This window comes from Streptococcus sp. C300, from assembly GCF_000187645.1.
Lineage (GTDB): Bacteria > Bacillota > Bacilli > Lactobacillales > Streptococcaceae > Streptococcus > Streptococcus oralis_CQ.
Genome location: NZ_GL732467.1, coordinates 133,316 through 154,622, shown reverse-complemented (window position 1 = coordinate 154,622; position 21,307 = coordinate 133,316). Strand labels below are relative to the sequence as shown.

The window sequence follows — 21,307 nt, the reverse complement described above, 5'->3', positions numbered from 1 at the left end:
TTTGTAAAAAATGTGATAAAATAGACGTCGGATAAAAAAACGGAGGATAGCATGCAAAATAGACCAATCATTATCGGAGTGACAGGTGGTTCTGGTGGAGGAAAAACTAGTGTTTCAAGAGCCATTTTATCGCATTTCCCTGATGAAAAGATTTCCATGATTGAGCATGATTCTTACTACAAGGATCAGTCTCATTTGACTTTTGAAGAACGTGTCAAAACCAACTACGACCACCCTTTTGCCTTTGATACAGACTTAATGATCGAGCAGATTAAGGAATTGTTGGCAGGGCGCCCAGTGGACATTCCAACTTATGACTATACAGCGCATACACGGAGTAGCAAGACCTATCGTCAGGAGCCTCAGGATGTCTTTATCGTTGAGGGGATTTTGGTCTTGGAGGACAAGCGTCTGCGCGATTTGATGGATATCAAGATTTTTGTGGATACAGATGATGATGTGCGTATTATTCGCCGTATCAAGCGTGATATGGAGGAGCGTGGCCGAAGCCTTGATAGCGTTATTGACCAATATCTGGGTGTGGTCAAACCCATGTACCATCAGTTTATCGAGCCGACCAAACGATATGCTGATATCGTCATTCCTGAAGGTGTCAGCAATACAGTTGCTATCGACCTTTTGACGACCAAGATTGCAAAGATTTTGGAAGAAGCACGAAACAGCAAATAATCAGATGAGGAGGCCTAGCCTCCTTTTCTATTTTTCCTTTGGTTTCAGTATGCAAAAGGAGATTTTTAATCATCTTTTTGGTATAATAATACCCATGGAAAAGCAAGAAAATGAATAGTAGGTGGAGATGGAAAAGTATTTATCGGTAACAACTTTGACCAAGTATCTGAAAATGAAATTCGATAAAGACCCTTACTTGGAACGGGTCTATTTAACTGGTCAAGTTTCCAACTTTCGTAAACGACCTACTCACCAATATTTCTCCCTAAAGGATGACCATGCAGTTATTCAAGCGACCATCTGGTCAGGGATCTATCAGAAATTAGGTTTCGACCTGGAAGAAGGAATGAAGATCAATGTAATTGGGCGTGTGCAGGTCTATGAACCAAGCGGGAGCTACTCTATCATCATTGAAAAAGCTGAGCCTGATGGGGTTGGGGCGCTTGCGATTCAGTTTGAACAACTCAAGAAAAAACTAACGGAAGAAGGTCTATTTCAAGAGAGATTCAAGCAACCTCTTCCCCAGTTTGCTAAGCGAATCGGTGTGGTAACCAGTCGCAGTGGAGCTGTTATTCGAGATATCATCACGACCGTCAGCAGACGTTTTCCTGGTGTTGATATCCTTCTCTATCCGACCAAGGTACAAGGTGATGGAGCAGCGGAGGAAATTGCTCGAAATATTGCGCGTGCCAATCAACGTGAGGACCTAGATGTTCTCATCATTGGTCGTGGTGGGGGTTCCATTGAGGATCTCTGGGCTTTTAACGAAGAGATCGTGGTACGGGCTATTTTTGAATCCCGTTTGCCAGTTATTTCTAGTGTTGGGCATGAAACAGATGTGACCTTGGCGGATTTTGTGGCAGATCGCCGTGCTGCAACGCCAACAGCTGCAGCTGAACTGGCTACGCCTGTGACTAAGTTGGATGTGTTAACCCATTTGCAAAATCAGGAAAAGCGGATGGCAACAGCAGTTCAGAATGTCCTGTCAAGAAAAAAAGAAGCTCTGAAAAAATGCAGTCAGTCAGTCATCTTTAGACAGCCAGAGCGTTTGTATGATGGTTATTTACAACGGTTAGATCAACTGCAACTGCGATTAAAACAAAGTTTGCGAACACGGATTTCTGATAATAAACAGCTAGTCCAAGCAAGAACGCATCAACTAGTCCAATTATCACCTGTTACCAAAATCCAGCGTTATCAAGACCGTCTAGGTCAGTTGGACAAGCTCCTACGCAGCCAAATGGCGCTAGTTTATGATGCCAAGGTTGCTGAAGTCAAGAGACTTTCAGAAGCTCTACTGATGTTGGATACCAGTCGAATAGTGGCGCGTGGTTATGCTATTGTCAAAAAAGAAGAGTCAGTAGTCGATTCTGTTGAGATGTTGAATAAAAAAGACCAAGTGACGCTTTTGATGCGAGATGGTCAAGTAGAATTAGAGGTTAAAGATGTCAAAACAAAAGAAATTTGAGGAAAATCTAGCAGAACTAGAGACCATTGTCCAAAGTTTGGAAAATGGTGAAATTGCTTTGGAAGATGCGATTGCGGCCTTTCAAAAGGGCATGGTCTTGTCAAAAGAGCTCCAAGCGACGCTGGACAAGGCTGAAAAGACCTTGGTTAAGGTCATGCAAGAAGACGGAACAGAAAGTGATTTTGAATGAAGAAGCAAGAAAAATTAGCTCTTGTCGAGTCTGCTTTGGAAGATTTTTATGGAGACCAGCAGTTTGCTTCTAGTCTTCGAGAGTCCGTTCTCTATTCCATTCATGCTGGGGGCAAGCGTATTCGGCCTTTTCTCTTGTTAGAGGTTCTGGAAGCCTTGCAAGTCGCTATTAAACCAGCACACGCGCAGGTGGCTGCGGCCTTGGAAATGATTCATACAGGGAGCTTGATTCACGATGATCTTCCAGCCATGGATGATGATGATTACCGTCGGGGGCGTTTGACCAATCATAAGAAATTTGGCGAAGCGATGGCAATATTGGCAGGTGATGCCTTGTTCCTAGATCCCTATGCCTTGATAGCGCAGGCGGATTTGCCAAGTCAGATCAAGGTGGATTTGATTGCCAACTTATCCCTTGCTTCAGGAAGTCTAGGAATGGTGGCAGGGCAGGTTTTGGACATGGAGGGCGAACACCAGCATTTGTCCTTGGAAGAACTTCAGACCATTCATGCCAATAAGACTGGGAAATTACTAGCTTATCCTTTCCAAGCAGCAGCTATTATAGCTGAATTGGCGCCTGAAATCCAAGCAAAATTGAAAACGGTTGGTGAATTGATTGGGCTGGCCTTTCAAGTTCGAGATGATGTGCTGGATGTGACAGCTAATTTTGAGGAAATCGGCAAGACTCCACAAAAGGATTTGCAGGCTGAAAAATCAACCTATCCAGCCTTGTTGGGCTTGGAAGAGGCCATTGCATTTTGTAACCAAACCTTGGATCAAGCTAATGCCAAGTTAGAAGAAATTGCCCAGCAAGTCAGCTTTGAAACAGCGCCGATTGTGAAAGTAGTAGAAAGTTTGAGAATCAATGGCTAAGGAAAGAGTGGATGTACTAGCTTATAAACAGGGCTTGTTTGAAACGCGAGAACAGGCCAAGCGCGGTGTCATGGCAGGTCTAGTCGTAGCTGTCCTTAATGGAGAACGCTTTGACAAACCAGGAGAAAAAATCCCAGATGATACTGAACTAAAACTCAAGGGTGAAAAACTCAAGTATGTCAGTAGAGGTGGTCTAAAACTAGAGAAGGCCTTGCAGGTCTTTGATTTATCAGTGGATGGAGCAACCACGATTGATATTGGGGCTTCCACTGGAGGATTTACTGACGTCATGTTGCAAAATGGTGCTGAGTTGGTCTTTGCAGTCGATGTTGGCACCAATCAGTTGGCTTGGAAATTACGCCAAGACCCACGAGTTGTCAGTATGGAGCAGTTCAATTTTCGCTATGCAGAAAAGACTGATTTCGAAAAGGAGCCGAGCTTTGCCAGTATTGATGTGAGTTTCATTTCCTTAAGTTTGATTTTACCAGCCTTGCACCGTGTCTTGGCAGATCAAGGGCAGGTTGTGGCTCTGGTTAAGCCCCAGTTTGAAGCAGGTCGTGAGCAGATTGGAAAGAATGGAATCATTCGCGATGCCAAGGTTCATCAAACTGTCCTTGAATCTGTCACTGCTATGGCAGTTGAGCAAGGTTTTTCAGTGCTTGGATTAGACTATTCACCAATCCAAGGTGGACATGGAAACATCGAATTTCTGGCATATTTGAAAAAGGAAGAGGGAGCAAGTAACCAAGTTGCTCCTGAAATAGAAAAAGTTGTAGAGAGAGCACATAGAGAATTTAAAGATGAATAAAAAAGAGAGACTTGAAAAAATTAGAAGATTTGTTACGGATTACCAGATCGGGACTCAGGAAGAAATTGTTGAGTACTTGAAGGAAGCAGGTATTTCTGCTACCCAAGCCACTGTCTCAAGGGACATCAAGGAGCTTGGGATTGTGAAAATTCCTTTGAAAAACAACACTTATATCTATGAGTTGCCAAAATCAATCGTCAAAAGTTTGCAGTTGGCTGAGGACAATATTGTGAGCTCTGAGTTAATGGGAAATATGATCAACCTTTCTGTCATTCCTGGAAATACTATTTTTGTGAAGAGTCAGTTGGTCGAAGCATTTCCTGAACAGATTTTTAGCTGTCTAGCTGATGATGATTCTATCTTAATTGTAGCTAGAACAGCAGAGGCAGCTGAAGAAATTGTTGAACAAGTCAAAAAATGGTAGGTCAGTATGTTACTTGAAATTTCGATAAAAAACTTTGCCATTATTGAGGCGATTTCGCTCAATTTTGAAAAAGGTATGACTGTTTTGACTGGGGAAACGGGTGCCGGAAAGTCTATCATTATCGACGCTATGAATCTCATGTTGGGGGCTCGTGCAACGACAGACGTTATTCGTCATGGTGCGCCAAAGGCGGAGATTGAAGGACTTTTTTCGGTTGAAAACAGTCGTGTTTTACAGGAACTTTTTGATGAGCAAGGTTTGGAAATGGGTGATGAAATTATCATCCGGCGGGAAATTTTGCAAAATGGTCGTAGTGTTAGTCGCGTGAATGGTCAGATGGTCAATCTGTCTGTCTTGCGTGCCATTGGGCAACACCTTGTGGATATCCATGGTCAGCATGACCAAGAGGAGTTAATGCGTCCACAGCTTCACATCCAGATGTTGGATGAGTTTGGTGATGTAGCTTTCTTGGAGCTGAAGGAGACCTATCAGACGAGCTTTGATGCCTATCGCAAAAAGCGTAAGCAGGTTCTAGAAGTCAAGAAAAACCAGCAGGAACACAAGGCTCGTATTGAGATGTTGGAATTTCAAATGGCAGAGATTGAGGCAGCTAACTTGCAGGCTGGTGAAGATTTGGCTCTCAACCAAGAACGAGATAAGCTTCTCAATCATAAAAATATTGCGGATACGCTAACCAATGCCTATAGCATGTTGGACAATGAGGAATTCTCCAGTCTTGCCAATGTGCGTTCGGCCATGAATGACATGGAAAGTGTTGAAGAATACGATCCTGAATACCGTGAAATTTCAAGTTCTCTATCAGAAACCTACTATGTTTTAGAAGATGTTAGCAAGCGTTTGGAAGATATTATTGAGGACTTGGATTTTGATGGCAATCTCCTCATGCAGGTTGAAAATCGCTTAGATCTTCTGAATACTATTACCCGCAAGTATGGTGGAACTGTGGACGACGTTTTGCTTTATTTTGCCAAGATTACAGAAGAGTACAATCTCTTGACAGGTAATAATCTTTCTTCCGAAGACATGGAAGCAGAGCTCAAGAAATTGGAAGTTAATCTTGTCGATTTGGCAGGGCAGCTTGCATCTGCTCGTCATGATTTGGCCCAGCAGCTCGAAGCTGAGATTAAGCAAGAACTGCAGGATCTCTATATGGAGAAGGCACAATTTCAGGTTCGCTTTAGTAAGAGTAAGTTCAGCCGTGAGGGGAATGAAACGGTCGAGTTTTACATTTCTACTAACCCGGGTGAGGATTTTAAACCCTTGGTCAAAGTTGCGTCTGGTGGAGAATTATCCCGTCTCATGTTAGCTATCAAGTCAGCTTTTTCTCGTAAGGAAGGTAAGACTAGTATTGTCTTTGATGAGGTGGATACGGGAGTTTCAGGTCGTGTAGCCCAGGCCATTGCTCAAAAGATTCATAAGATTGGTCAGCATGGTCAGGTTCTTGCTATTTCTCACCTTCCACAAGTGATTGCCATCGCGGATTATCAATTCTTTATTGAGAAGATTAGTGATGAGCACTCTACGGTGTCGACGGTTCGCCTCTTGACTATAGAAGAGCGAGTAGAGGAAGTAGCTAAAATGTTGGCTGGGGAAAATGTAACCGAAGCGGCCCTTACCCAAGCGAGAGAATTATTGCAAACGAGGGAGAAATAAATGACAGACTATTATGTTATTGGAGATGTTCACGGGAAAGCAGGTATGCTAGAAGATCTGCTCAAAACCTGGGATGGTCACACCCAGTTGCTCTTTCTAGGGGATTTGATTGACCGAGGTGAAGATAGTCGCCGTGTTCTAGAAATGGTCAAAGACTTGGTCGACAATCAAGGGGCTATCTGTCTATCAGGAAACCACGAGTATATGTTTCTGACTTGGCTCGATGACCCAGAAGAAAGCTATGACCATTATCGTCGCAATGGTGGAGATACAACTATTAACTCTATCCTAGGTCGTCCCTTGGATGCACCAGTTGATGGCGTAGAAGATGCCAAGCGTGTTGCGACTGAAGCGGCAGACTTGGTCGAATTTATTCGTCAAATGCCATTTGTAGTAGAGACAGACAAGTATATCTTTGTTCATGCGGGTATTGACTTGACCTTGGAAGACTGGCATGAAACCACAGATTATAAGAAAGTCTGGCTCAGAAAGCCATTCCACGAAGCCGAAAATCATACTGGAAAAACTATTGTATTTGGGCATACACCAGTTTATGGTTTGCTCAAGCAAGACCGAGGTACTGCTGAGCTTTGGATAACAGAGGATGGCAAGATTGGCATGGATGGAGGAGCTGTCTATGGCGGTGTCCTTCATGGGATTGTCTTTACTGACCAAGGAATGACAGAACACCACTTTATCGAAAATGATGGCTTTATTGCCGAAGATTAGTACTCCTAGCAGGGTATGGTCTTGTCAAAATGTTAAAAACAATTTATAATTAATAGATACCCTGAAAGGAAGAGCATCATGAACTTAGAAGATTTGAAAAAACGACAGGAGAAGATTCGGAACTTCTCTATTATCGCCCATATTGACCATGGGAAATCAACCCTAGCAGACCGCATTTTGGAAAAGACGGAGACGGTTTCTAGTCGTGAAATGCAAGCCCAGCTTCTGGATAGTATGGATCTAGAACGAGAGCGCGGAATTACCATCAAACTTAATGCCATCGAGCTGAATTATACTGCTAAAGATGGGGAGACCTATATTTTTCACTTGATAGACACACCTGGGCATGTGGACTTTACCTATGAAGTGTCGCGTTCGCTAGCAGCCTGTGAAGGAGCGATTTTGGTGGTCGATGCAGCCCAAGGGATTGAGGCGCAGACCCTTGCCAATGTTTATCTAGCCTTGGATAATGATTTGGAAATTCTTCCTGTTATTAACAAGATTGACCTACCAGCAGCCGATCCTGAGCGAGTTCGTACAGAGATTGAGGATGTCATCGGACTAGATGCCAGCGAAGCAGTTTTAGCTTCTGCCAAAGCTGGTATTGGTATTGAAGAAATTCTCGAGCAAATCGTAGAGAAAGTTCCCGCACCAACTGGTGATGTTTCAGCTCCACTCAAAGCCTTGATTTTCGACTCAGTTTATGATGCTTATCGTGGGGTTATCCTCCAAGTTCGTGTCATGGACGGAGTTGTTAAACCTGGCGATAAGATTCAACTCATGAGCAATGGAAAGACCTTTGATGTGACGGAGGTCGGAATTTTCACTCCGAAAGCAGTAGGACGTGATTTCCTAGCGACAGGTGACGTTGGTTATATTGCGGCTTCTATCAAGACGGTTCAAGACACGCGTGTCGGAGATACAGTGACCCTGGCAAGCAATCCTGCCACAGAGCCTCTAGATGGCTACAAGCAAATGAACCCTATGGTCTTTGCAGGACTTTACCCAATCGAATCGAACAAGTACAATGACCTTCGTGAAGCACTTGAGAAACTACAGCTCAACGATGCTAGCTTGCAGTTTGAACCAGAAACATCTCAGGCTCTTGGATTTGGTTTCCGTTGTGGATTCCTTGGACTCCTCCATATGGATGTTATCCAAGAGCGTTTAGAGCGTGAGTTTAACATTGACCTCATTATGACAGCTCCTTCTGTTATCTACAAGGTTAACCAAACTGACGGTGAGTCTATGGATGTGTCAAATCCATCAGAATTCCCAGACCCAACTAAGATTGCGACCATTGAAGAACCGTATGTCAAGGCTCAGATTATGGTGCCGCAGGAGTTCGTTGGAGCAGTGATGGAACTGGCTCAACGCAAGCGTGGGGACTTTGTGACTATGGATTATATTGATGATAATCGTGTCAATGTCATCTATCAAATTCCACTTGCTGAAATCGTATTTGACTTTTTTGATAAGCTCAAGTCTTCGACGCGTGGTTATGCAAGCTTTGACTATGAATTGTCAGAGTACCGTCCATCTAAGCTGGTCAAAATGGACATCCTTCTCAATGGTGATAAGGTCGATGCTCTCAGCTTTATCGTCCACAAGGACTTTGCCTACGAGCGTGGTAAACTCATCGTTGATAAGCTTAAGAAAATCATCCCTCGTCAACAGTTTGAGGTGCCAATTCAAGCAGCTATTGGACACAAAATTGTGGCTCGTACGGATATCAAGGCCCTTCGTAAAAACGTACTTGCCAAGTGTTATGGTGGTGACGTTTCGCGTAAACGTAAACTCCTTGAAAAACAAAAAGCTGGTAAGAAGCGTATGAAAGCCATTGGTTCTGTCGAAGTTCCACAAGAAGCCTTCCTTAGCGTCTTGAGCATGGATGAAGAATAGAAATAGAAAATAAAACTCTTGAAGATTTTTCAAGAGTTTTTGCTTTAAATGTGAGCTATAAAATCGTAAACTAACAGAATCGATTAGGTTAGAATTTGACAGAAGTCCTTATTTTTCTTATAATGCAGATGGAAAGGTGGTAGGATGAAAAAATTATTAATTTTAGGTACTGTAGTTACTGCTAGTGTTTTTCTAGCTTCATGCTCCAATAAATCGCAAACAGCAACCGAAGAAAGTTCGTCTGCAGTTGTTAGTTCTTCTAGCAGTCAGGAAACGAGTAGCTCTAGCTCTGCTGTTTCTGAAGCGAAAAAGGAAGAGACGCAAATCATCGGCTCGAATGAATATGGGTTTGTCAAGGTACCCAAATCATGGGTTCGATTCCATGAAGTAGAAGGTGGAAATGATATACAGTATAGTGATGGAACAGGTATCAACATTGTCACACTTAATACCTTCAAGGCTGAGCAGTTTAATATCAGCGAAGAAGAGTATGCTAAACTGGATGTTGTGACTGTCTCATCTAGTATTTTAACTTCCAAAGAACAAAGCTCTGATTTCAGTAAGGTTTGGGGCTCCAAATCAACCATTGGAGGCTATGAAGCCTATGTTGTCAATGCAATTGCTAAATCAGGGAAATACCTCGTTACTTGGGTTTTCCGATCAAATGATGGTATAATCCGCTATGTTTCACTTGAAGGGGATGGGGAAACTTTAAAAACAATCTTACCGATGGTTGAAAGTAGCTGGTCAACTACTAAATCTGAATAAATGAAAAAAGAAGATCCTTGGTCTTCTTTTTATTTTTTTTTACGAATAGATAGATGAGTAGAAAAAGAAATGGAGTTGTAAATGAAGATCACAAACTATGAGATTTACAAATTGAGAAAAGCTGGGCTGACCAATCAACAAATTTTAACTGTACTTGAATACGATGAGACTGTAGATCAGGAGCTTTTGCTAGGTGATATTGCTGAAATCTCTGGTTGCCGCAATCCTGCTGTCTTTATGGAACGCTATTTCCAGATAGATGATGCGCAGTTGGAGAAGGAGTTTCAAAAATTCCCATCCTTCTCGATTCTTGATGACTGTTATCCTTGGGATCTGAGTGAGATTTATGACCCTCCAGCTCTTTTGTTTTATAAAGGGAATCTGGACTTGTTGAAGTTTCCGAAGGTTGCTGTTGTGGGGAGTCGTTCATGTTCAAGTCAGGGAGCAAAGTCGGTTCAGAAAGTCATTCAAGGTTTGGAAAACGAGTTAATTGTGGTCAGTGGTTTGGCCAAAGGGATTGATACGGCTGCCCATATGGCTGCACTCCAGAATGGAGGAAGAACGATTGCCGTCATTGGAACAGGCTTGGATGTTTTTTATCCCCGAGCCAATAAACGTTTGCAGGAACACATTGGTAATCACCATTTGGTACTTAGCGAGTACGGACCTGGTGAGGAACCCTTGAAATTTCACTTTCCAGCTCGTAATCGCATCATTGCTGGCCTTTGCCGTGGTGTGATCGTTGCAGAGGCAAGGATGCGTTCTGGTAGTCTTATTACCTGTGAGCGAGCTATGGAAGAAGGACGCGATGTTTTTGCTATTCCAGGAAACATTTTAGATGGCCATTCAGATGGCTGTCACCACCTGATTCAAGAGGGAGCAAAGCTGATTAGTAGCGGTCAAGATGTGCTGGCTGAGTTTGAATTTTAAGGAGAAATTTGTTCCCTCAGATAAACTTTTCTTCTATATATAGGACTTAGGTCTTGACAGCTATAGAAAAATGGTTTACACTTTATAAAGTTTATTACTTTGAAAAGGTGTGATAGTGTGGCTACGGCAACAAAGAAGAAAAAATCAACAGTTAAGAAAAATCTAGTCATCGTAGAGTCGCCTGCCAAGGCGAAAACGATTGAGAAATATCTAGGCAGAAATTACAAAGTTTTAGCCAGTGTCGGGCATATCCGTGATTTGAAAAAATCCAGTATGTCGGTCGATATTGAAAATAACTATGAACCTCAGTATATCAATATCCGTGGGAAAGGCCCTCTCATTAATGACTTGAAAAAAGAAGCTAAAAAGGCCAATAAAGTCTTTCTTGCAAGTGACCCGGACCGTGAAGGAGAAGCGATTTCCTGGCATTTGGCTCATATTCTCGATTTGGATGAAAATGATGCCAACCGTGTGGTCTTTAATGAAATCACCAAAGACGCAGTCAAAAATGCCTTTAAAGAGCCTCGCAAGATTGACATGGACTTGGTCGATGCCCAACAGGCTCGTCGTGTCTTAGACCGCTTGGTGGGGTATTCAATTTCGCCAATTTTGTGGAAAAAGGTCAAGAAGGGCTTATCAGCAGGACGCGTGCAGTCAGTTGCCCTTAAGCTCATCATTGACCGTGAAAATGAAATCAATGCCTTTCAACCAGAAGAATACTGGACAATTGATGGTGTTTTTAAGAAGGGAACCAAACAATTTCAGGCTTCTTTCTATGGTATGAATGGCAAAAAGATGAAATTGACCACCAACGAAGAAGTCAAAGAAGTCTTGTCCCATTTGACTAGCAAAGATTTCATAGTAGACCAGGTAGATAAGAAAGAACGCAAACGCAATGCGCCCCTACCTTATACTACTTCAACCATGCAGATGGATGCGGCTAACAAAATTAATTTCCGTACTCGAAAGACCATGATGGTGGCCCAACAGCTCTATGAAGGGATCAATATCGGATCAGGCGTGCAAGGTTTGATTACCTATATGCGTACAGACTCGACTCGTATCAGCCCTGTGGCTCAGAACGAAGCGGCAAGCTACATTAACAACCGTTTTGGTAGCAAGTATTCCAAGCATGGTAGCAAGGTCAAGAATGCCTCAGGTGCTCAGGATGCCCACGAAGCCATTCGTCCATCTAGTGTCTTTAATACACCAGAAAGCATCGCTAAGTACTTGGACAAAGACCAGCTCAAGCTCTATACCCTTATCTGGAACCGTTTTGTAGCTAGCCAGATGACGGGAGCTATTTTTGATACCATGGCTGTTAAGCTCTCTCAAAATGGGGTTCAGTTTGCGGCAAATGGTAGTCAAGTTAAGTTTGATGGTTATCTTGCTATCTACAATGACTCTGACAAGAACAAGATGTTGCCAGATATGGCTGTTGGAGATGTGGTCAAGCAGGTCAATAGCAAGCCAGAACAACATTTCACTCAACCGCCAGCTCGCTATTCGGAAGCGACTCTTATCAAGACATTGGAAGAAAATGGAGTTGGCCGTCCGTCAACCTACGCTCCGACCATTGAAACCATCCAAAAACGTTACTACGTTCGTCTGGCTGCTAAACGTTTTGAACCAACAGAGTTGGGTGAAATTGTTAATAAACTCATTGTTGAATATTTCCCAGATATCGTAAATGTGACCTTCACAGCTGAAATGGAAGGAAAACTGGATGATGTCGAAGTTGGTAAAGAGCAGTGGCAACGGCTCATTGACGCCTTTTACAAACCATTCTCTAAAGAAGTAGCCAAGGCTGAATCCGAAATGGAAAAAATCCAGATCAAGGATGAGCCAGCTGGATTTGACTGTGAAGTTTGTGGCAGTCCAATGGTAATTAAGCTAGGACGTTTTGGTAAATTCTATGCTTGTAGCAACTTCCCAGACTGCCGTCATACACAAGCGATTGTTAAGGAGATTGGTGTCGAGTGTCCAAGCTGTCATCAAGGACAAATCATTGAACGCAAAACCAAGCGCAATCGTATCTTCTATGGTTGCAATCGCTATCCAGAATGTGAGTTTACTTCCTGGGACAAACCAATTGGCCGTGACTGTCCAAAATGCGGACACTTCCTAGTGGAGAAAAAAGTCCGTGGTGGTGGTAAGCAGGTTGTATGTAGTAATGGCGACTACGAAGAAGAGAAAATTAAATAAAATGCAGAGTCCTGAAAATGAATTTCAGGCTCTTTTTACTTGAAGCTTGACAAATTTCCTCACTTTGTGGGAAACTAGTAGAAGATTATTTCAATTAGGAGAAGACATGCGTATTATTTACCTAAGTATTGGTTTTATTTCTTTAGCCTTGGCTCTTGTTGGGGTTGTCTTGCCCCTCTTGCCAACAACGCCCTTCCTTTTGCTATCAATTGCTTGCTTTTCCAAGTCTTCAAAGAGATTTGAAGACTGGCTTTATCATACAAAGCTTTATCAGACTTATGTAGCGGACTTTCGGGAAACCAAGTCAATCGCGCGTGAACGAAAGAAAAAAATTATCGTATCTATCTATATCTTGATGGGGATTTCTATTTATTTTGCCCCTCTTTTACCAGTCAAAATCGGTCTGGGAGCCCTGACTATCTTTATTACCTACTATCTCTTTAAAGTCATTCCTGACAAAGAATAGATAAAAATAGTAGTTATTTGCCTTGATAAAAATGAAAGCATATTTAAAATAATATGATATAATAAATTTAAAGAAAACATCAAGGAGAATCAAATGATTTACGAATTTTGTGCTGAAAATGTGACCTTGCTTGAAAAAGCGATGCAGGCTGGAGCTCGTCGAATCGAACTTTGTGACAATCTAGCAGTGGGTGGAACAACACCTAGCTATGGAGTGACCAAGGCGGCGGTTGAACTGGCAGCTAACTACGACACCACCATCATGACCATGATTCGTCCCCGTGGTGGCGATTTTGTCTATACTGATCTTGAAATAGCGATCATGCTGGAAGACATTCGTTTGACTGCTCAGGCTGGAAGTCAAGGGGTGGTATTTGGGACATTAACTGCTGATAAGAAGTTGGATAAGACTAATCTTGAGAAGCTGATTGCCGCATCTAAAGGAATGGAAATTGTCTTTCACATGGCCTTTGATGAATTGAGTGATGAAGACCAGTTGGAAGCCATTGACTGGCTAAGCCAAGCTGGTGTCACCCGTATCCTAACTCGTGCTGGTGTGTCTGGAGACTCGCTAGAGAAACGTTTCGCTCATTATCACAGAATTTTGGAACATGCTAAAGGTAAAATTGAAATTCTACCAGGTGGGGGGATTGACTTGGACAACCGTCAAACCTTTATTGACCAGTTGGGCGTGACACAATTGCATGGAACTAAGGTTGTCTTTTAAAAAAATAGAAAGGAACTGCTAGCTTTTGGTAGCAGTTTTCACTTATGTTTGAAATTTTTAAATCCTACCAGTTTAATAAAGAAAAAGCTCATGCCTATGGTTTTGTAGAAATGGGGGAAGTTTGGACCTATAGTTGCCAGATTTTGCAAGGTGACTTTTCCATGACAGTCTCTATCACTCCTGATAATGTGAGTTTTCAGGTTTTTGATCAGGAAACGGGTGACCTCTATCCTCAAGTACATATGGAAAGTATGACAGGAAGCTTTGTTGCAAGTGTCCGTGAGGCTTGTTTGGAGATTCTCTACCAGATTCGGAAGGCTTGCTTTGATGTACAGGATTTTATCTGTCCTCAGACTAAGCGTATCATGGATAAGGTTCAGGAAAAGTATGGTAATCAGTTGGAGTATCTGTGGGAAAAGTCTCCTGATACAGCTGTATTGCGCCATGAAGACAATCAAAAGTGGTATGCTGTTGTGATGAGAATCCCATGGGATAAGCTGGAAAAGGGCAGAGAAGGGCTAGTCGAAGCAGTCAACCTCAAACACGACCAAGTAGCTGACCTGTTTTCACAAAAGGGTATTTATCCAGCTTTTCATATGAATAAACGCTACTGGCTTAGTCTGGCACTTGATGATAGTTTGCAAGATGAAGAAGTGATAGAACTCATCGAAAGAAGTTGGAACTTGACTGTGAAAAAATAAGGAAAGTTACTTGATTTTTCAAATACTTTCAATTAGCAAAATATTCTTTACTGAAGAAATTTTCAGAAAATAATGGATTTTTTCTTGACAAGTGTTTTTAGCTATGCTAAAATACTAAACAAGATATCAAACGAAGGAGAAAGTCAAACATGAAAACAGCTAAGTTTAATCAATTTGCTTTGTTGTTGAGGTACTCGGGCTAGTGCAAAAGCATTAGTCCTGTTTGGCTTACCAAGCGGGAGTAAATCAACATCTCGCTTGGGCTTCTAAGCGAGATGTTTTTTTAAAACCACATTTGGAAAAGGGGAAATCTTATGCGTAAAGTTGAATTTTTTGATACAAGCCTTCGTGATGGGGAACAAACACCTGGTGTTAACTTCTCAATAAAGGAAAAAGTTTCCATTGCAAGGCAGCTGGAGAAATGGGGAATTTCTGTAATTGAAGCTGGTTTTCCGGCTGCTAGTCCTGATTCATTTATAGCCGTTCAAGAAATTGCTAAAGCCATGAAAAAAACAGCAGTGACAGGATTAGCTCGTTCTGTAAAATCTGATATTGATGCTTGTTATGAGGCTCTTAAGGATGCCAAGCATCCACAAATTCATGTCTTTATCGCTACCAGTCCGATTCACCGCAAGTATAAGCTCAATAAGAGCAAGGAAGAGATTTTAGAAGCTATCAAGGAACATGTTTCTTACGCACGTTCTAAGTTTGAAATCGTCGAATTCTCTCCTGAAGATGCGACTAGAACAGAGTTGGATTTCCTCTTGCAAGTCGTTCAAACAGCGGTCGATGCAGGTGCATCTTATATCAATATCCCTGACACAGTTGGCTTTACGACTCCAGAAGAGTTTGCACGTATCTTTGACCACTTGACTGAAAATATTAAATCAGATCATAAAGTTGTCTTTGGTGTCCACTGTCACGATGATCTCGGTATGGCAACTGCAAATACTTTGACAGCAATTAAACACGGTGCTGGACGTGTCCAGGGAACTATTAATGGTATCGGTGAACGCGCAGGTAATGTTGCTCTTGAAGAAGTAGCTGTTGCTTTGAAGATTCGTGAGGATTTCTTCCAAGCCACTAGTGATATTGTTTTGGATGAAACAATGAATACGTCTGAAATGGTTTCTCGCTTCTCTGGTATTCCAGTTCCTAAAAACAAGGCTGTGGTTGGTGGTAATGCCTTCTCCCACGAGTCTGGTATTCACCAAGATGGAGTCCTTAAAAATCCTCTCACTTATGAGATCATCACACCTGAATTGGTTGGTGTTAAGAGTAATAGTCTTCCGCTTGGAAAATTGTCAGGTCGCCATGCCTTTGTTGAAAAACTAAGAGAACTGGCCCTAGATTTTACAGAAGAGGATATCAAACCACTCTTTGCTAAGTTCAAGGCACTAGCGGACAAGAAACAAGAAATCACAGATGCAGATATTCGAGCTCTGGTCGCTGGCACCATGGTTGAAAACCCAGAAGGCTTCCACTTTGATGATTTACAACTTCAAACCCATGCAGATAATGACATTGAAGCGCTTGTTAGCCTAGCAAATATGGATGGTGAGAAAGTCGAATTCAATGCAACAGGTCAAGGTTCCGTTGAAGCAATATTTAACGCTATCGATAAGTTCTTTAACCAATCTGTCCGCTTGGTGTCCTATACTATTGATGCGGTAACAGATGGTATCGATGCCCAAGCTCGTGTCTTGGTTACTGTTGAAAACAGAGATACAGAAACCATATTTAACGCAGCAGGTCTTGATTTCGATGTATTGAAGGCTTCGGCTATTGCCTATATCAATGCCAATACCTTTGTTCAAAAAGAGAATGCTGGTGAGATGGGGCGTAGCGTTTCCTACCGAGACATGCCTAGTGTGTAAAGGAGAGGGCTATGACAAAGAAAATAGCAGCACTAGCAGGGGATGGAATCGGTCCAGAAATCATGGAAGCTGGTTTAGAGATTCTGGAAGCTCTAGCTTCAAAAACTAGCTTTGACTATGAGATTGACAGACGCTCCTTCGGAGGTGCAGGTATTGATGCTGCGGGGCATCCCTTACCTGATCAAACCCTCAAGGCATGTAGAGAAGCAGATGCCATTCTCCTAGCGGCTATCGGTAGTCCCCAGTATGATGGAGCAGCGATTCGGCCTGAACAAGGCTTGCTGTCTCTTCGTAAGGAACTCAATCTCTATGCCAATATAAGGCCTGTAAAAATCTTTGATAGTCTTAAGCATTTGTCACCACTTAAATCAGAACGAATTGCTGGTGTAGACTTTGTCGTGGTGCGTGAGTTGACAGGTGGGATTTACTTCGGTGATCATATCCTTGAAGAGCGCAAAGCACGTGATATCAACGACTATAGCTACGAAGAAGTAGAGCGGATTATTCGAAAGGCCTTTGAAATTGCAAGAAATCGGAGAAAAATCGTTACTAGTATCGATAAGCAAAATGTTCTAGCGACTTCAAAACTCTGGCGGAGAGTAGCTGAGGAAGTTGCGCAGGATTTCCCAGATGTAACCTTGGAACACCAGTTGGTGGACTCAGCTGCCATGCTTATGATTACCAATCCTGCCAAGTTTGATGTCATCGTGACAGAGAATCTTTTCGGAGATATCTTATCTGATGAATCAAGTGTTCTATCTGGTACACTTGGAGTTATGCCATCAGCCAGTCATTCTGAAAAAGGTCCAAGTCTTTATGAACCTATTCATGGTTCGGCGCCTGATATTGCAGGTCAAGGAATTGCCAACCCTATCTCCATGATTTTGTCAGTTGCTATGATGTTGAGAGATAGCTTTGGACGTTATGAGGATGCGGAGCGTATCGAACATGCTGTTGAAGCTAGTTTAGCGGCTGGTGTTTTAACAAGAGATATTGGAGGACAGGCTTCGACCAAGGAAATGACAGAAGCCATCATTGAAAGATTATGAAGATAAATGAAGAAATCACGCTAGCCCTTTTGATTTGGAATTTGCTGATTTTCTTGATTTATGGCATTGACAAATCCAAGGCAAGAAGAGGTGCTTGGCGCATCCCAGAGAAAATCTTACTCCTTTTAGCCCTTACTTGTGGTGGTTTTGGTGCCTGGTTGGCAGGAATCAGATTTCACCACAAGACTAGAAAATGGTACTTTAAAACGGTTTGGTTTCTCGGGATGGTAACCACACTAGTAGTCTTATATTTTATTTGGAGGTAATGGATGGCAGGAAAATCAATTTTTGATAAATTATGGGACCGCCATGTCATCACAGGAGAAGAGGGGCAGCCCCAACTCATGTATGTGGACCAGCACTATATTCATGAAGTGACTAGTCCCCAAGCTTTTCAAGGATTACGAGATGCAAGTCGCAGATTGAGACGGCCAGACTTGACATTTGGAACTTTTGATCATAATGTTCCGACCGTCAATATTTACGATATTCGAGATGTGATTTCTAAGGCTCAAATTGATAAGCTTGCTGAAAATGTTGAGGAGTTTGGGATTGAACATGCGGCCCACGGTTCTGAAAAGCAGGGGATTGTTCACATGGTAGGTCCAGAAACAGGACGGACGCAACCAGGAAAATTCATCGTCTGTGGAGACAGCCATACGGCTACTCACGGAGCTTTCGGAGCCATCGCCTTTGGGATTGGGACCAGTGAAGTCGAGCATGTCTTCGCTACCCAGACCCTCTGGCAAGTCAAACCCAAGAAAATGTTGGTAGAATTCACTGGTGTTCCTCAAAAAGGAGTTTATTCTAAGGATTACATTCTCGCCTTGATTGCCAAGTACGGCGTTGCTTGTGGTGTAGGATATGTGGTGGAATATCGTGGGCAAGCAATTGATGCACTGACCATGGAAGAGAGAATGACCATCTGCAATATGTCCATCGAGTTTGGCTCTAAGATGGGCATCATGAATCCAGATCAGTCTACCTATGATTATCTCAAGGGACGGGAATGTGTTCCAGAAGCTTTCGAAGAGGCAGTTGCTGACTGGAAGACGCTTGTCAGTGATAGTGATGCTGTTTATGATAAGGTTATCCAGATGGATGTCTCTGACTTGGCACCTATGGTGACCTGGGGAACCAATCCTGCTATGGGCGTTGACTTTGACAGTAGTTTTCCAGAAATTAAGGATATGAATGATGAACGAGCTTATCATTACATGAACTTGGAGCCTGGTCAAAAGCCGGCAGATATTGAACTAGGATATATTTTTATCGGGTCTTGTACCAATGCTCGGCTAAGTGACTTGCAACTGGCTGCTCGATTTGTCAAAGGAAAGAAAATAGCTCCCAATCTAACAGCAATTGTAGTTCCAGGCTCTCGTCCTGTCAAACGAGCTGCTGAGAAGTTGGGCTTGGACAAGGTCTTCCTAGATGCTGGTTTTGAGTGGAGAGACCCGGGTTGCTCCATGTGTCTAGGGATGAATCCAGACAAGGTACCCGATGGTGTCCACTGTGCTTCAACCAGTAACCGCAACTTTGAAGACAGACAGGGATTTGGTGCTAAGACCCATCTCTGCAGTCCAGCCATGGCAGCGGCGGCAGCTATTGCAGGGCGTTTCGTAGATGTTCGGCAGATGCCAGAAGCCCAGTAAGGAGAGGATATGGAGAAATTTACAGTTTATACGGGAACAACCGTTCCTCTTATGAATGATAACATTGATACCGACCAAATCCTTCCCAAGCAGTTTCTCAAGTTAATTGATAAAAAAGGCTTTGGTAAGTACCTCATGTATGCTTGGCGTTATCTGGACGATAACTACACTGAGGATCCAGACTTTGTCTTTAACCGACCTGAATATCGAAAAGCTAGTATTCTTATCTCAGGGGATAACTTTGGCGCAGGTTCTTCGAGAGAACACGCAGCTTGGGCTCTAGCCGACTATGGTTTTAAGGTCGTGATTGCAGGCTCTTTCGGTGACATTCATTACAATAATGAACTCAATAATGGCATGTTGCCTATTGTTCAGCCTAGGGAGGTTAGAGAAAAGCTAGCCCAACTCAAACCGACCGACCAGGTAACTGTAGACTTGGAACAACAAAAAATCATCTCACCAGTTGGAGAATTCACTTTCGAAATTGATAGTGAGTGGAAACACAAGCTTTTAAATGGTTTGGATGATATCGGTATTACTTTGCAGTATGAAGATTTGATTGCTGCCTATGAAAAACAACGCCCAGCCTACTGGCAGGATTAGAAAAAAATAGAAAAGGAACTATAGAACTATGACAAAACACATTCAATGGAACGGAACACTTTCACAAGAAGGCTATGACATTTTAAAAGGTGAGGGAGGGTGCATTGTATGCCCTACAAAAGTTGGTTACATTATCATGACTAGCGATAAGGCAGGACTTGAACGCAAGTTTGAAGCTAAAGAACGTAACCGTAACAAGCCAGGTGTTGTACTTTGTGGTAGCATGGACGAGCTTCGCGCTTTAGCACAACTCAATCCAGAAATTGAAGCCTTCTATCAAAAACATTGGGACGAAGATATTCTCCTTGGCTGTATCCTTCCTTGGAAACCAGAAGCTTTTGAAAAACTCAAAGCATACGGTGATGGCCGAGAAGAACTTATGACAGACGTTCGTGGTACTAGCTGTTTTGTCATCAAGTTTGGTAAAGCTGGTGAACAGTTGGCTGCTAAACTTTGGGAAGAAGGTAAAATGGTCTATGCCTCATCTGCAAACCCATCTGGAAAAGGAAACCGTGGTAAGGTGGAAGGGATCGGAGAACGTATCGAAGGAGCAGTGGACCTTGTCATCGAAGCAGACTACTACGTTGCATCAATCCAACCTGACAAAACGATTGAAACGCGCTACGAGCAAGGTGTGATGGTGTCTATGGTTGATAAAGACGGCAAACTAATCCCAGAACAAGGAGGAGCACGTTCAACTTCACCAGCGCCAGTTGTGATCCGCAAAGGGCTTGACATTGATAAAATCATGATGCATTTATCAGATACCTTTAACTCATGGGACTACCGTCAGGGTGAGTATTACTAAGATTGAAGAAGAGGAGAGATTAGATTCTCTCCTCTTTCGCTCCCCTTTTTTAAGTAAAAACCGAACATTATTGTTTCATAATTGAAATTATTTGACAAAAGCTGTACTTTGGTTTATAATAAGTCAAGGAAACGTCGGAAAAAGGCGTAGAGATGCGCAAGCATAGGTAGATCATTACAAAAGAAACGAGACATCGATATGTTAAATGAATTTCCAATTTTTGATTACGAAGATATTCAGTTGATCCCAAATAAATGTGTCATTAAAAGCCGTGCAGAAGCAGACACAAGTGTCACACTTGGAAATCACACTTTCAAACTACCTGTTGTGCCAGCAAATATGCAGACGATTTTGGATGAGAACGTAGCAGAGCAACTTGCTAAAGGCGGTTACTTTTACATTATGCACCGTTTTGATGAAGCGGGGCGCATTCCTTTTATCAAACGTATGCACGATCAAGGGCTCATTGCTTCCATTTCTGTTGGTGTCAAGGATTACGAGTATGACTTTGTTAGCCAGCTCAAGGCTGATGCTCCTGAGTACATCACAATTGATATTGCTCACGGTCATGCGGATAGCGTGATTTCTATGATTCAGCACATCAAGAAAGAATTACCAGGTACATTTGTCATTGCTGGAAATGTGGGAACGCCAGAAGCTGTGCGTGAATTGGAAAATGCTGGTGCGGATGCTACTAAGGTAGGAATCGGTCCTGGTAAGGTTTGTATCACAAAGGTCAAGACTGGTTTGGTACAGGTGGTTGGC

21 protein-coding genes and 1 pseudogene are annotated in these 21,307 nt (G+C 42.6%); all 22 read left to right on the top strand.

Features of this window, described 5'->3' with window-relative positions:
- The first annotated feature begins 51 nt into the window (after positions 1 to 51).
- Entirely contained in the window at positions 52 to 690 is a 639-nt protein-coding gene (udk, locus tag HMPREF0849_RS05555; protein ID WP_001181369.1) for a uridine kinase, read from the top strand.
- 127 nt (positions 691 to 817) lie between these two features.
- Entirely contained in the window at positions 818 to 2,158 is a 1,341-nt protein-coding gene (xseA, locus tag HMPREF0849_RS05550; protein ID WP_000417476.1) for an exodeoxyribonuclease VII large subunit, read from the top strand.
- Positions 2,136 to 2,348: an exodeoxyribonuclease VII small subunit gene (locus HMPREF0849_RS05545; RefSeq protein WP_000043226.1), complete on the top strand. Its 213-nt coding sequence runs from the start codon at positions 2,136 to 2,138 to the stop codon at positions 2,346 to 2,348. Before xseA ends, HMPREF0849_RS05545 begins: the two co-directional genes overlap by 23 nt.
- Positions 2,345 to 3,220 (top strand): polyprenyl synthetase family protein, encoded by an 876-nt coding sequence (locus tag HMPREF0849_RS05540; protein WP_000743799.1) that lies wholly within the window; start codon positions 2,345 to 2,347, stop codon positions 3,218 to 3,220. The genes HMPREF0849_RS05545 and HMPREF0849_RS05540 overlap by 4 nt, the downstream gene beginning before the upstream one ends.
- On the top strand, positions 3,213 to 4,028 hold the full coding sequence (locus tag HMPREF0849_RS05535) for a TlyA family RNA methyltransferase (RefSeq protein WP_001041058.1): 816 nt from the start codon (positions 3,213 to 3,215) through the stop codon (positions 4,026 to 4,028). Before HMPREF0849_RS05540 ends, HMPREF0849_RS05535 begins: the two co-directional genes overlap by 8 nt.
- Positions 4,021 to 4,452, top strand: a complete 432-nt coding sequence (locus HMPREF0849_RS05530) for an arginine repressor (RefSeq protein WP_001034406.1) — start codon at positions 4,021 to 4,023, stop codon at positions 4,450 to 4,452. The genes HMPREF0849_RS05535 and HMPREF0849_RS05530 overlap by 8 nt, the downstream gene beginning before the upstream one ends.
- Positions 4,453 to 4,458: 6 nt before the next feature.
- Positions 4,459 to 6,126, top strand: coding sequence for a DNA repair protein RecN (gene recN / locus HMPREF0849_RS05525; RefSeq protein ID WP_000923559.1), 1,668 nt, complete (start codon positions 4,459 to 4,461; stop codon positions 6,124 to 6,126).
- Complete coding sequence (locus HMPREF0849_RS05520; protein ID WP_000133321.1) at positions 6,127 to 6,855, top strand: metallophosphoesterase family protein; 729 nt, start codon at positions 6,127 to 6,129, stop codon at positions 6,853 to 6,855. It abuts the gene before it with no gap.
- A 78-nt stretch (positions 6,856 to 6,933) separates the two neighbouring features.
- Entirely contained in the window at positions 6,934 to 8,757 is a 1,824-nt protein-coding gene (gene lepA, locus HMPREF0849_RS05515) for a translation elongation factor 4 (RefSeq protein ID WP_001047157.1), read from the top strand.
- Positions 8,758 to 8,901: 144 nt separating this feature from the next.
- Positions 8,902 to 9,525: a hypothetical protein gene (locus tag HMPREF0849_RS05510; RefSeq protein ID WP_000734759.1), complete on the top strand. Its 624-nt coding sequence runs from the start codon at positions 8,902 to 8,904 to the stop codon at positions 9,523 to 9,525.
- An 81-nt stretch (positions 9,526 to 9,606) separates the two neighbouring features.
- Entirely contained in the window at positions 9,607 to 10,455 is an 849-nt protein-coding gene (gene dprA / locus HMPREF0849_RS05505) for a DNA-processing protein DprA (RefSeq protein WP_000705336.1), read from the top strand.
- A 117-nt stretch (positions 10,456 to 10,572) separates the two neighbouring features.
- Complete coding sequence (gene topA / locus HMPREF0849_RS05500; RefSeq protein WP_000179623.1) at positions 10,573 to 12,660, top strand: type I DNA topoisomerase; 2,088 nt, start codon at positions 10,573 to 10,575, stop codon at positions 12,658 to 12,660.
- 106 nt (positions 12,661 to 12,766) lie between these two features.
- Positions 12,767 to 13,126: a YbaN family protein gene (locus HMPREF0849_RS05495; RefSeq protein WP_001220359.1), complete on the top strand. Its 360-nt coding sequence runs from the start codon at positions 12,767 to 12,769 to the stop codon at positions 13,124 to 13,126.
- Positions 13,127 to 13,219: 93 nt separating this feature from the next.
- Positions 13,220 to 13,852, top strand: coding sequence for a copper homeostasis protein CutC (locus tag HMPREF0849_RS05490; protein ID WP_000638805.1), 633 nt, complete (start codon positions 13,220 to 13,222; stop codon positions 13,850 to 13,852).
- Positions 13,853 to 13,896: 44 nt separating this feature from the next.
- Complete coding sequence (locus tag HMPREF0849_RS05485) at positions 13,897 to 14,553, top strand: MmcQ/YjbR family DNA-binding protein (RefSeq protein WP_000461559.1); 657 nt, start codon at positions 13,897 to 13,899, stop codon at positions 14,551 to 14,553.
- Between the two features lie 314 nt (positions 14,554 to 14,867).
- Positions 14,868 to 16,430 (top strand): 2-isopropylmalate synthase, encoded by a 1,563-nt coding sequence (locus HMPREF0849_RS05480; RefSeq protein WP_001233208.1) that lies wholly within the window; start codon positions 14,868 to 14,870, stop codon positions 16,428 to 16,430.
- Between the two features lie 11 nt (positions 16,431 to 16,441).
- Positions 16,442 to 17,479, top strand: a complete 1,038-nt coding sequence (leuB, locus tag HMPREF0849_RS05475; protein ID WP_000162209.1) for a 3-isopropylmalate dehydrogenase — start codon at positions 16,442 to 16,444, stop codon at positions 17,477 to 17,479.
- Positions 17,476 to 17,745: a DUF1294 domain-containing protein gene (locus HMPREF0849_RS05470; RefSeq protein ID WP_000700066.1), complete on the top strand. Its 270-nt coding sequence runs from the start codon at positions 17,476 to 17,478 to the stop codon at positions 17,743 to 17,745. Before leuB ends, HMPREF0849_RS05470 begins: the two co-directional genes overlap by 4 nt.
- A gap of 3 nt (positions 17,746 to 17,748) precedes the next feature.
- Positions 17,749 to 19,131, top strand: a complete 1,383-nt coding sequence (gene leuC / locus HMPREF0849_RS05465) for a 3-isopropylmalate dehydratase large subunit (RefSeq protein WP_000907583.1) — start codon at positions 17,749 to 17,751, stop codon at positions 19,129 to 19,131.
- 9 nt (positions 19,132 to 19,140) lie between these two features.
- Entirely contained in the window at positions 19,141 to 19,734 is a 594-nt protein-coding gene (leuD, locus tag HMPREF0849_RS05460; protein ID WP_000410640.1) for a 3-isopropylmalate dehydratase small subunit, read from the top strand.
- 28 nt (positions 19,735 to 19,762) lie between these two features.
- A complete protein-coding gene (locus HMPREF0849_RS05455; RefSeq protein ID WP_000160510.1) occupies positions 19,763 to 20,542 on the top strand; it encodes an L-threonylcarbamoyladenylate synthase in 780 nt (259 codons plus the stop codon).
- A 198-nt stretch (positions 20,543 to 20,740) separates the two neighbouring features.
- Positions 20,741 to 21,307 (top strand): annotated as a pseudogene (locus HMPREF0849_RS05450) (GMP reductase); the annotation flags it as partial.